The organism is Microbacterium sp. ISL-103, assembly GCF_018613995.1.
GTDB lineage: Bacteria > Actinomycetota > Actinomycetes > Actinomycetales > Microbacteriaceae > Microbacterium.
In genome coordinates this window covers 1-10,877 of the sequence record NZ_JAGGPD010000188.1, presented here as the reverse complement: position 1 = coordinate 10,877, position 10,877 = coordinate 1, and the positions used below count along the sequence as shown (strand labels likewise).

11 protein-coding genes are annotated in these 10,877 nt (G+C 68.9%); 7 read left to right on the top strand and 4 right to left on the bottom strand.

Annotated elements, in window-relative coordinates; genetic code table 11:
• The first annotated feature begins 223 nt into the window (after positions 1 to 223).
• A complete protein-coding gene (locus tag J7E68_RS07820; protein ID WP_215171451.1) occupies positions 224 to 529 on the top strand; it encodes an ArsR family transcriptional regulator in 306 nt (101 codons plus the stop codon).
• Positions 530 to 592: 63 nt separating this feature from the next.
• Here J7E68_RS07820 and J7E68_RS07815 read toward each other — a convergent pair whose 3' ends face one another.
• Together J7E68_RS07815 and J7E68_RS07810 are read right to left on the bottom strand one after the other, a co-directional pair.
• The gene (locus tag J7E68_RS07815; protein ID WP_215171449.1) at positions 593 to 1,351 is read right to left on the bottom strand and encodes an SDR family oxidoreductase; all 759 of its coding nucleotides are present in this window, start codon (positions 1,349 to 1,351) and stop codon (positions 593 to 595) included.
• 1 nt (position 1,352) lies between these two features.
• Positions 1,353 to 1,631: a helix-turn-helix transcriptional regulator gene (locus tag J7E68_RS07810; RefSeq protein WP_215171455.1), complete on the bottom strand. Its 279-nt coding sequence runs from the start codon at positions 1,629 to 1,631 to the stop codon at positions 1,353 to 1,355.
• Positions 1,632 to 1,708: 77 nt separating this feature from the next.
• Between J7E68_RS07810 and map the strand changes: the two genes are divergently transcribed.
• On the top strand, positions 1,709 to 2,479 hold the full coding sequence (map, locus tag J7E68_RS07805; protein ID WP_215171447.1) for a type I methionyl aminopeptidase: 771 nt from the start codon (positions 1,709 to 1,711) through the stop codon (positions 2,477 to 2,479).
• A 12-nt stretch (positions 2,480 to 2,491) separates the two neighbouring features.
• Here map and J7E68_RS07800 read toward each other — a convergent pair whose 3' ends face one another.
• Positions 2,492 to 4,042, bottom strand: coding sequence for a glycosyltransferase family A protein (locus tag J7E68_RS07800; protein WP_215171445.1), 1,551 nt, complete (start codon positions 4,040 to 4,042; stop codon positions 2,492 to 2,494).
• Positions 4,043 to 4,177: 135 nt separating this feature from the next.
• Between J7E68_RS07800 and J7E68_RS07795 the strand changes: the two genes are divergently transcribed.
• Genes J7E68_RS07795 through J7E68_RS07785 form a run of 3 tightly spaced genes read left to right on the top strand, consistent with a single transcriptional unit; the run spans position 4,178 to position 8,537 of the window.
• Positions 4,178 to 4,765: a PadR family transcriptional regulator gene (locus J7E68_RS07795; protein ID WP_215171443.1), complete on the top strand. Its 588-nt coding sequence runs from the start codon at positions 4,178 to 4,180 to the stop codon at positions 4,763 to 4,765.
• Between the two features lie 24 nt (positions 4,766 to 4,789).
• A complete protein-coding gene (locus J7E68_RS07790; protein ID WP_215171441.1) occupies positions 4,790 to 6,478 on the top strand; it encodes an AarF/ABC1/UbiB kinase family protein in 1,689 nt (562 codons plus the stop codon).
• 49 nt (positions 6,479 to 6,527) lie between these two features.
• Positions 6,528 to 8,537, top strand: a complete 2,010-nt coding sequence (locus J7E68_RS07785) for a BCCT family transporter (protein ID WP_251048761.1) — start codon at positions 6,528 to 6,530, stop codon at positions 8,535 to 8,537.
• A 175-nt stretch (positions 8,538 to 8,712) separates the two neighbouring features.
• Here J7E68_RS07785 and J7E68_RS07780 read toward each other — a convergent pair whose 3' ends face one another.
• Positions 8,713 to 10,317 (bottom strand): SDR family oxidoreductase, encoded by a 1,605-nt coding sequence (locus J7E68_RS07780; RefSeq protein ID WP_215171439.1) that lies wholly within the window; start codon positions 10,315 to 10,317, stop codon positions 8,713 to 8,715.
• A gap of 91 nt (positions 10,318 to 10,408) precedes the next feature.
• On the opposite strand from J7E68_RS07780, the gene J7E68_RS07775 reads away from it, so the two are divergent.
• Together J7E68_RS07775 and J7E68_RS07770 are read left to right on the top strand one after the other, a co-directional pair.
• Positions 10,409 to 10,663: a hypothetical protein gene (locus J7E68_RS07775; RefSeq protein ID WP_215171438.1), complete on the top strand. Its 255-nt coding sequence runs from the start codon at positions 10,409 to 10,411 to the stop codon at positions 10,661 to 10,663.
• 62 nt (positions 10,664 to 10,725) lie between these two features.
• On the top strand, positions 10,726 to 10,877 hold a 152-nt coding region (locus J7E68_RS07770; protein WP_215171453.1), incomplete at its 3' end, for a CsbD family protein.

The window sequence follows — 10,877 nt, the reverse complement described above, 5'->3', positions numbered from 1 at the left end:
CGGCGACGGTGCGCTCGCGCCCATCATCATCGCGATCTGCGTCACGATGGCCAGCGCGAAACCGAAACGGGGACGCCGGATCGCGGATGCCGTCGCTGTCGTGTCGATCGGTGACGTGGTGGTCATGCAGGCTCCCGCAGGGTGGGTCGGTCCGTGAGTTCGAGAATCATCGAACTATCGGAGCGTACTCGCCATCCGTCGATTGTTCAACTATTCTCGAACCATGCCAGGCGACCTCCCGCATCCGGATCGTTCCGAGATCCAGCTCACCGACGTGCTCTTCGCGCTCAGCGACCCCGAGCGCCTGGCGATCGCGCGGCAGCTCGCCGACGGTCCGCTCGACATGGCCGAGTGCCACGCGACCGACCCGAACCTGCCGAAGTCGACCAAGTCGCACTTCATGAAGGTGCTCCGCGAAGCGGGCGTCATCCGCAACGAACCGAACGGGCGACGACGGATGCTGACGCTGCGGCGCGACGAGCTCGACGAGCTGTTCCCCGGGCTCCTGCAGTCGGTGCTGCGCGCCTAGGGCGCAGGAACCCACCTCCTCCCGCGAAGCGGTTCTCCTCCCGAAGGCGGCATAACCCAGTGCTCAGCGGAAGTACGACGCGCCGTTCAGGTCGAGCACCGTGCCCGAGGCCCATGCGGCCGTCGGCGAGGTGAGGTAGGCGACGGCATCCGCCACCTCATCGGGGGTGCCCACGCGACCGAACGGACTCTGACCGCGGATGCTGTCGCCCTGCTCTCCCTCGAGCTTCGCCGACTGGCGCTCGGTCGCGACCATCCCCGGTGCGACCGAGGTCACCGAGATCCCGTGCGGCGCGAGCACCAGTGCCATCGACTGACCGAACGCCTGCAGTCCGGCCTTCGTCGCGGCGTACGCGGGGTGATCGGCCTCACCGCGGTAGGCGCCGCGCGAGCCGACGTTGACGATCGCCCCAGCGGACCCGCGCTCGATCATGTGCTGAGCCACCAGCATCGTCACGTTCGATGCGCCGAGCAGGTTCACCGAGACCATCGCAGACCACGCCGCCTGCCACCGGGCGTATGACGAGGAGTCGACGCGGTGCTCGTTCGACGCGCTCGGCGCCACCGCCGCGTTGTTCACCAGGATGTCGAGCGAACCCAGTGCGGCGATGGCCTCATCGACCACGCGCTGCACCTCTACGGGGTCGCCGAGGTCGCCGCCGACGATCGCGTGACCTGATCCCTCGAGTGACGCGAGCGTCTCTTCGGCAGCCGCGCGATCACGGCCGAAGTGTACGACGACGCGATCGCCCCGTCGGGCGAACGCCTGAGCGACCGCGCGACCGATGCCGCGCGAGCTTCCCGTGATCAGCGCATGCGCCATCTCAGGACGCGACCTGCGCGCGGCCGACCGCGTGCACCGCCGGCTCGACCTCGGCCCAGACCGAATCGAGCGACAGGTGCAGCACGCCCGCGATCGCGGCGATGGTCGAGAAGGCAGGGGTCGCCACGCGACCGGACTCGATCTTGCGCAGCGTCTCGGGCGAGACGCCGGCGTCGAGCGCCACGCTCAGCATCGAACGGTCGCCGCGGGCGCGCCGCAGCAGGGCGCCGAGACGCTCTCCGCGCTCGACCTCGGCAGGAGTCAGGGGGAGCCGAACCATCATGTGCCGATTCTAATACCGGGATAGTATTACCGGGATAGTTATTGGAACCGCATGACTCGGAGGTCGAGAACCCCATGATCGAGATACTGAACGACGCCGAGCTCGCCCGAGCGCGAGACGCCGGGGCGCTCGTCGGCAGCATCCTGCAGTCCCTCACGCAGCGCGCGACGGTCGGCGTGAACCTGCTCGACCTCGACCGCTGGACGAAGACGATGATCGAGCATGCCGGAGCGCAGTCCTGCTACGTCGACTACGCCCCGTCGTTCGGCCGCGGTCCCTTCGGCCACTACGTCTGCACGGCGGTGAACGATGCGGTGCTGCACGGGATGCCGCACGACTACGCCCTCGTCGACGGCGATCTGCTCACGCTCGACCTCGCCGTGACGCTGCGGGGCATCTCGGCCGATGCGGCGATCAGCTTCGTGGTCGGCACGAGTGCGGCATCCGACGATCTCGCCATGATCGACGCCACCGAGCGCGCGCTCGCCGCGGCCATCGCGGTCGCCCGACCCGGTGCGCGCATCGGCGACCTCTCGCACGCGATCGGCACGGTGCTGAGCGCTGCCGGCTATCCGATCAACCTCGAGTTCGGCGGCCACGGCATCGGGTCGACGATGCATCAGGATCCGCACGTCGCCAACGACGGACGCCCCGGTCGTGGCTACAGGCTTCGCCCCGGCCTGCTTCTCGCGCTCGAACCGTGGGTCATGGCCGACACCGATCAGCTGATCACCGACGACGACGGCTGGACGCTGCGCAGCGCGACCGGCAGCCGCACCGCGCACACCGAGCACACGATCGCGATCACCGAGACCGGAGCCGAGGTGCTCACGCTGCCGCGCTGACGCGGCATCCGGTCACTTCCTGCGCGACCCGCTCGACGTGCGCGACGTGCTCGACCCGCTCCGCATCCGTCGTACCGCGCGTCCGGCCAGATCCTTGAGCCGCCCGCCGGGCCACTCGCGTCGCAGCTCCACGGCGCCGCTCGGCCCGGCGACGGGTGTGCAGGTGCGGCCCGCGAGCAGCGGCGATCGTCCGGCCGCGGCGAGCGTCGCGGCATCCGCAGTGAGGGGCACGTCGAAGGTCCATCCCGCCCGGCGCACCGTGACGAACAGCTTCGCGCCGCGCGACTCGTCGTCGGGTCCGAACACCTTCAGCGGATCGATCGCGAGGCGCACCGTGCCCAGAGTTCGGGGGTGCAGGGTCGCGATGCGACGCTCGACCCCGGCCGCCTTGTCGCGCAGGACCAGCGCGACCTGATCGTTCTTCAGCTCGCGCCCGGCCTCGAGCAGGCCCGTGGGCAAGCCGTCCATCGCCACGGGCAGCGAGGTCAGGATCCCGGTGCCGGGCTCGAAGATCAGGGCGTCCTGCCCGTCGCGGCTGACCGAGACGTCGACCGTCAGATACAGGCCGCCGCCCCGCGACCACTGGGCCGATGTCACGACCGCGCGGCACTGCATCTCGACCTCGAACCGGGCGAACGTCACGAGGTCGGCACGGCGGTCGGCACGCAGCAGCGCCGCCCGGATGCGATTCGGGAACGACAGTCCGCCATCGACTCCCGGCCCGAACCGACGCTGTGCGAGCGGGCCCACCACGCCGATCAGGCGCTGGCGGTAGTCATCCGGGTATCCGAGCATCTTCTTGCCCGTCAGACGCTTCAGGATCTTGCCGCGGAACCAGTGCCGAAGCAGGCGATCCCGCAGTCGGCCGGGCTCGGTGTAGCGCTCGACCAGATCGAGCACCGCCTCGAGGTGAGGGAAGTACGACTCCGGCTCGATGCGCGACGAGCTCGCGCTGCCCGCGTGCTTGACCCACGCGTAGCAGGGCTGGTTCGCGAGGATCGAGATCGTCGATGCCTCGAAATACGCGCGCATGACGAAGAGGTGGTCTTCGAGACGCACCTTGCCGTCGGGGAAGCGGATGCGGTTCTCGCGCAGGAATGCCGTGCGGAACATCTTGTGCGGCGTGAGCATCTCGAGCAGAGGGTCTTCGCCGAGCCGGGCGTTCGGCACGTCGCGCCGGAAGATGCGCTTCGGCAGCGGTCGCCCGATCCCGACCTCCTTGCCGACCACGACGTCGGAGCCGTTGAGGTCGGCGTAGTCGCACAGCGCCTGCAGTGCGCCGGGGTAGAGCCAGTCATCCTGATCGACGAACTGGATGTAGGTGCCGCGCGCGTTGTCGATCCCGTGGTTGCGGGGTGTGCCCGGCCACCCGGAGTGCGGCAGATACGCCACGCGCACGTAGTCGCGGTCGCGAGCGACCTCGACGAGTCGCGCCGCCGTCTCTTCTCCCGATCCGTCGTCGCAGAGCAGTACCTCGAACCTGTCGTGCTCGAGCGTCTGGGCGTCGAGCGACGCGATGAGTTCGTCGAACGCGGCTCCCGGCTTGAACACCGGAACCACCACGCTCACTCGGACGGAGGTGGACGCGGGGGAGACGGCAGGTGAATTCGACATCACCGGCAGNNCCGAAACTCCCACCCGGCACCCGGCCTTAACGATATATCGTTGACTATCGCTCACCACTCACGGGAGGTCATCATGAACAACGCATTCCCCTCGAACCCGTTCGGCGGATCCGGCTTCGGCGCGGGCCCCGGCGGACCCGCATCCGCGATCTTCGATGCCATGGAGCAGCTCCGCAAGTCGTTCGAGCAGCGCCCCAGCGGCGGCTCGCGCATGGCGAAGGGCGACGTCCGCACCGCGGTGCTGTCGCTGCTCACCGAGAAGCCGATGCACGGCTACCAGATCATCAACGAGATCGCCGATCGCAGCGGCGGATCGTGGAAGCCCAGCGCAGGCTCGGTGTACCCGACCCTGCAGCTGCTCGCCGACGAGGGCCTCATCGAGGCTCAAGAGCAGAACGGTCGCAAGACCTACTCGCTCACCGAAGCCGGCCGTGCCGTCGCATCCGAGCACACCGAGACGCCGGCTCCGTGGGAGTCGCAGTCGAAGGGCGAGGGCTCGCACGACAACCCCCGTTACAGCGCGCTGCCGAAGGCCGGTGTCGACCTCGCGGCCGCCGCGGCCGCCGTCGGTCGCAGCGGCAGCACCGAGCAGGTGCAGCAGGCGGTCGAGATCCTCGATGACGCCCGCCGTAGGCTGTACTCGATCCTCGCTCAGGACTGATCGCACACGACCCAGGGACGACACATGACGGATGCTGCGGCGCAGGGCGCCCATCGTGCCCGGTACCGCCGCATCCTGTCGTTCGCGGCGCGCGAGTTCTTCAAGATCTGGTGGTTCGAGCTCGTTCTGCCGCGCCTCGGGCTGAGCTCGGTCGCCGAGCGCACCCGCGCCCCGCGGATGCAGCGGTTCGCGAAGCGGTTCCACGGTCTCGCGGTCGAGCTCGGCGGGCTCATGATCAAGGTCGGGCAGTTCATGTCGTCGCGCCTCGACGTGCTGCCGCCCGAGATCACCAAAGAGCTCGAGGGCCTGCAGGACGAGGTGCCGGCCGTGCCGTTCTCGGGCATCCGCGCCGCCGCTGAGGCAGAGCTCGGTCGCCCGCTCGAGCAGGCGTTCGCCTGGTTCGACGAGAACCCGGTGGCCGCGGCATCCCTCGGGCAGGCGCATCGCGCTCGGCTGTCCGCGCAGGATGCCGCCGACACCGGACTCGGCGACGTCGTCGTCAAGGTGCAGCGCCCGGGCATCGACGAGATCGTCGCGGTTGACCTGGCGGCCCTCCGCCGCGTCGCGCGGTGGCTGACCCGCGTGCGCCTGGTCGCCGACCGCGTCGATGCCCCCGGCCTCGTCGAGGAGTTCGCGCAGACGAGCCTCGAAGAGATCGACTACCTGCACGAGGCTGCCAGCGCCGAGAGGTTCCGCGAGAACTTCGCCGGGGATGCGCGCGTCAGCGCCCCCGAGATCGTCTGGGAGCGGTCGACCCGCCGCGTGCTCACTCTCTCTGACGTCACGGCGATCAAGATCAACGACACGGATGCTCTGCGTGCAGCCGGCATCGATCCGACCGAGGTCGCAGAGGTGTTCGCCGAGGTCATGTTCGATCAGGTGTTCACGCACAGCTTCGTGCACGCCGACCCGCACCCCGGCAACATCTTCGTGACGCCGGAGCCGGCATCCACCACCGGCCGGAACTTCCGCCTCACCTTCATCGACTTCGGGATGATGGCCGAGGTGCCCGCCAACCTGCGTGACGGACTGCGCACACTGCTGATCGCCGTCGCCGGCCGCGACAGCCGCGGACTCGTGACCGCCGCGCAGGAGATCGGCGTGCTGCTGCCCTCGGCCGACACCGCCGAGCTCGAACGGGCGCTCCGCGCACTGTTCGCCCGGTTCGGCGGCATGGGCTTCGCTGAACTCAGCACCGTCGACCCTCGGGAATTCAAGGACTTCGCCGACGAGTTCGGCGACATGGTGCGATCGTTGCCGCTGCAGCTGCCCGAGAACATGCTGCTGCTGATCCGTGCGGTGTCGCTGACCTCGGGCATGTGCTCGAGCCTCGACCCGACGTTCAACGTGTGGGACGCCGCCGAGCCGTATGCCGGTCGGCTGCTGCGAGACGAGTCGGGCAACCTCATGCAGGACATGGCGCAGCAGGCCATGGAGACCGCGGCCGTCACCTACCGTCTGCCGAAGCGCATCGACGCGATCATCACCCGCGTCGACGACGGCAACGTCACCTTCGACACGTCGGCCCTCGAGCGCCGCCTCGACCGGCTCGAGGGCATCGCCCGCCGCATCGGCTCCGGTGTTCTGTTCGCCGCGATGCTCGTGGGCGGCGCGCTGCTCGTCGCGACTCTGCCGCCGCTCGGCATCACCCTAATCTGCGTCTCGGCGCTGCCTCTGCTGCACTCGGTCTTCGGCGGGCGCCGCCAGCGCTGAGGATCGCCCCAACCGACCGCAGTATGCCGGCATGGGAGAATGGGTTCTCATGGACACTCCGGACGACAAGACGCCCACGCGCACCGACGCTCCGAAGACCAACACCGCGGCAGTGCGACAGGCCGCGAAGGCCACCGAGGCCGCCCAGAAGATCGTCCGAGACATCGCCGCCGTGCCGCCTCGCGGCGTGCACCCGGCGCTCGTTCCCGGCGTCTCGGTCGAAGAGACGGGCCGCACCTATCGCACCGATCCGCTCGTGTTCGGCGTCGCCGTCGCACTGACCATCGCGTTCATCGCATGGGGAGTCTTCGCCGGCGACAACCTCTCGGGTACGACCTCGACCGTGCTCGCCTGGGTGGTGGAGTACTTCGGCTTCTTCTTCACGACGATCGCCACGGTCATCCTGGTCTTCATGCTGTTCATCGGCTTCAGCCGCTATGGACGCATCCCGCTCGGCCGTGACGACGAAGAGCCCGAGTTCTCGATGTTCTCGTGGATCTCGATGCTCTTCGCCGCCGGCATGGGCATCGGACTCGTCTTCTGGGGCGCCGCCGAGCCGCTCACGTTCTTCGAGAACCCGCCGCCCGGCACCGTCGAGGCGAACACTCTCGATGCGATGCACACCGCTCAGGCCCAGGTGCTCTACCACTGGGGTCCGCAGGCGTGGGCGTTCTACGCGCTCGTCGGTGGAGCGATCGCCTACGGTGCGTTCCGTCGTGGCCGCACCCCGCTGATCTCCTCGATCTTCGCTCCGCTGCTGGGCGAGGGGCGCACCACCGGACCCCTCGGCCGCACGATCGACATCTTCTCGATCATCGTCACGCTCTTCGGCACCGCCGCCTCGCTCGGGCTCGGCGCCCTGCAGATCGGCCACGGCGTCGAGATCGTCAGCGGCATCGGCGAGCTCGGCAACGGCGTGCTCATCGCCGCGATCGCCGTGCTCACCGCCTGCTTCATCGCCTCGGCGGTCTCGGGCGTCTCGAAGGGCATCCGTGCGCTGTCGAACATCAACGCAGTCGTCGCGCTGCTGCTCGCCTTCTTCGTCTTCTTCGTCGGGCCGACGCTGCTGATCCTCAACGTCATCCCGTCGGTCGCCGTGCAGTTCCTCGGCGACCTGCCCGAGATGGTCGCCCGCTCGGCATCGCAGGGTGACGAGGCGCAGATGTTCCTGTCGAGCTGGACGATCTTCTACTGGGCGTGGTGGATCTCATGGTCGCCGTTCGTCGGAATGTTCATCGCCAAGATCTCGCGCGGCCGGTCGCTGCGCCAGTTCGTGTCGGTCGTCATCGTGGTGCCCGCTGTGATCTCGCTCGTCTGGTTCGCGATCTTCGGCACGACGGCGATCCAGCAGCAGATGGACGGCGCGAACCTCTCTGTCGATCCCCCCGAAGAGGTGCTCTTCGGTGTTCTCGAGAACCTGCCGTTCCCTCTGATCACGAGCATCGTGCTGATCCTGCTGATCTCGATCTTCTTCATCACCGGAGCCGACTCGGCATCGCTCGTGATGGGCACGCTGTCGCAGCAGGGCCGGCCAGAGCCCTCGCGCTGGGTCGCCGTCGTCTGGGGTGTGCTGGTCGGAGTGATCGCCGCCGTGCTGCTCGTCACCGGCGAAGAGGGGAGCGGCCTGAAGTCGCTGCAGAACGTCACCATCATCGCCGCGCTGCCGTTCGCGGTGATCATGGCGTTCATGATGGTCGCGTTCATGAAGGACCTCAGACGCGATCCGCTGATTCTGCGTGAGCGGTATGCCCGCATGGCCGTGCGGCACAGCGTCATGGCGGGGCTCGAGGAGTACGGCGACGACTTCGCCCTCGTGCCCGTCGAGTACGACCACTCCGAAGACGACCTCGCGTGGATCGACGAGGCCGACGTCGACGACAGCCTTGCCGAGGTCTACGCGACGGCGACCGAGGCGATCGACATCATCCCCGATGCCGGTGCGATCGCGGCCGGCGATGCGACTCCGGGTGCGACTGCGGATGCCGGTGCCGGTGCGAGAGCGGATGCCGGAACCGATGACGGCGCCGACCCCGCGGGCCTCGCCGAGCGTCCTTCCTGACGCCAGGTGCATTCTTGACCCCGCCCGGGCCGACGTCGGTCCGGCGCGGGGTCACTGACGCATCCGAATCGGCCGTTTGGCATGCGAAAGTGGCCCCGCACGTGAGTCCGGATGCCGAAGTGGCCCCGCCATGCGCGACGGAGTGCGGGAGGCGGGATGCGGGGGGCGCCAGGGCTCAGGCGGCCCCCGCCCCATCCCCCGCACCGGGCGCGACCGTCTCGACGGGAACCGCCGCGGCCGCGGTGATCTGAGCCGCCATGCCCGCGAAGATGAACCCGTGGAACGGCAGCACGCCCAGCCAGTACAGTCGCCCGGCGAGTCCGCGGGGGAAGAACACGGCCCGCTGCTCGTAACGCGATCCGTCGCCCTCGGGCAGGGCGCGCAGCTCGAGCCACGCCTCGCCGGGCACCTTCATCTCGGCCCGCAGGCGCAGCAGTCCGCCGCTCGCGGGGGAGGAGTCGGTCTGACGTCCGGGCTCCTCGACGGCTTCGACGCGCCAGAAGTCGATCGCGTCACCGACCCGGGCCTCGGCCTTGCTGCGTCGACCACGGCGCAGACCCACTCCGCCGACCAGTCGATCCATCCAGCCGCGCACCGCCCAGAGGAACTTCGACGAGTACCAGCCGTTCGATCCGCCGATGCCGATGATGACGCGCCACAGCCCATCGACCGGGGCGGCGGTCTTCAGTTCGCGGGTGTCGGTGAAGACGGTGCGTCCGGCCCAGTCCGGGTCGCTGGGCAGCGGGTCGCTCGGGGCACCCGAGACCTCGGCATCCTGCCAGCTCGTCTCGATGGTGTCTGCGGCGTCGCGACCCAGTGCCAGCGAGACGGCGGTGCGATACGGGGTCAGCCCGCCGTCGGGCTTCGCGATCAGGTCGTCGATCGCGTGATCCTTCACGATGCACTCGTTCTGCAGCGACGCGACGAGCGGCCGCGCGATCGACCGCGGCACCGGGGTCACCAGGTTGACCCAGTGCGAGGCCAGGCCGGGGGTCAGCACCGGCAGTGATGCGATCGCGCGCTGGCGCAGGCCTGCCTCGAGCGCGTAGCCGTTCATCATCTGTCCGTAGCGCAGCACGTCGGGTCCGCCGATGTCGACCGCAGAATTCACGTCGTCGTCCACGCGCGCGGCGCCCAGCAGATAGTGCAGCACGTCGCGCACGGCGATGGGCTGGATGCGGTTGCGCACCCACTTCGGCGCCGGCATATAGGGCAGCACGTCGGTGAGGTGCCTGATCATCTCGAACGACGCCGAGCCCGAGCCGATCACGACGCCTGCCTGCAGAACGAGCGTCGGCACACCGGATTCGAGGAAGATCTCGCCGACGCGCACCCGCGAGCGCAGATGCGGTGACAGCTTCGCGTCTTCGGGGTGCAGCCCGCCGAGGTAGACGATCCGGCGCACGCCAGCGGCAGCCGCGGCATCCGCCACCGTCGTCGCCGCGCGCTCATCGCTCTCTTCGAAGCCCTTGCCGGCGGTCATCGAGTGGATCAGGTAGTAGACGACGTCGACGTCGCGCATGGCCTCGGCCACAGCGTCCGCATCGTCGGCGGAGCCCTCGACGATCTCGCAGTCGGATCCCCAGGGGAAGGATGCCGCTCGCGCCGCGTCCCGCGCGAGCACCCGCACCCGGTATCCGGCGTTCAGCAGCCGCGGGGTGAGGCGGCCGCCGATGTAGCCCGTGGCGCCGAGGACGAGCGCCCGGGGCGCCGATCCGTCGTCGTGGGGGACGGCGCGCAGCGCCTCTTCGTGGCCCGTGGGCTGGGTGAGCTCCGTCATCTCTTGAGCGTAAGGGGAATACATCAATATTTCACTAGGCTGGCAATTCACTAGTTCACCTAGTAATCTTTCCGACGAAGAAGGTGATCACATGTCCAGAGCAACGAATTCCCCCATCCGCGTCTCCCCAGGATCTCCCGACGCATCGTCGGCGCTCTCGACGGCGGTCAGCCTCGCACCGCTCCCCGCACGCGAGGCCGTGGGACGCGCGACCGGTATCGGTCGCGCGTCCCTGGTCACCACCCGCACCCCGAGCTGGCGATCCGCCGGGGTCGTGGGACTCGTCGCCCTCGTCGCCGCCGCGGCGCTGCCCGTGATGGCGAGCATCTTCGCGATCCCTCTGTGACCGCCGGGAACACCGACCTCAGACCACCGCAGAACCACCGATGAAGAGAGAAAGGATCCCCCATGGGACTCGATGACAAGATCAAGAACACCGCTCAGGACCTCGCTGGCAAGGCGAAGGAGGCCGCCGGCAAGGTGACCGACAACGAGAAGCTCGAGGCCGAGGGCCGCGCCGACCAGGCGAAGGCCAACGTCAAGAAGGCCGGCGAGAACGT

Bases quoted from the DNA above. Each gene is read 5' to 3' on its own strand.
- J7E68_RS07790 (WP_215171441.1), top strand. From the start codon at position 4,790: ATGACGGATGCTGCGGCGCAGGGCGCCCATCGTGCCCGGTACCGCCGC.
- J7E68_RS07810 (WP_215171455.1), bottom strand. From the start codon at position 1,631: ATGGTTCGGCTCCCCCTGACTCCTGCCGAGGTCGAGCGCGGAGAGCGT.
- J7E68_RS07815 (WP_215171449.1), bottom strand. From the start codon at position 1,351: ATGGCGCATGCGCTGATCACGGGAAGCTCGCGCGGCATCGGTCGCGCG.
- J7E68_RS07795 (WP_215171443.1), top strand. From the start codon at position 4,178: ATGAACAACGCATTCCCCTCGAACCCGTTCGGCGGATCCGGCTTCGGC.
- J7E68_RS07820 (WP_215171451.1), top strand. From the start codon at position 224: ATGCCAGGCGACCTCCCGCATCCGGATCGTTCCGAGATCCAGCTCACC.
- J7E68_RS07780 (WP_215171439.1), bottom strand. From the start codon at position 10,317: ATGACGGAGCTCACCCAGCCCACGGGCCACGAAGAGGCGCTGCGCGCC.
- map (WP_215171447.1), top strand. From the start codon at position 1,709: ATGATCGAGATACTGAACGACGCCGAGCTCGCCCGAGCGCGAGACGCC.
- J7E68_RS07785 (WP_251048761.1), top strand. From the start codon at position 6,528: ATGGACACTCCGGACGACAAGACGCCCACGCGCACCGACGCTCCGAAG.
- J7E68_RS07775 (WP_215171438.1), top strand. From the start codon at position 10,409: ATGTCCAGAGCAACGAATTCCCCCATCCGCGTCTCCCCAGGATCTCCC.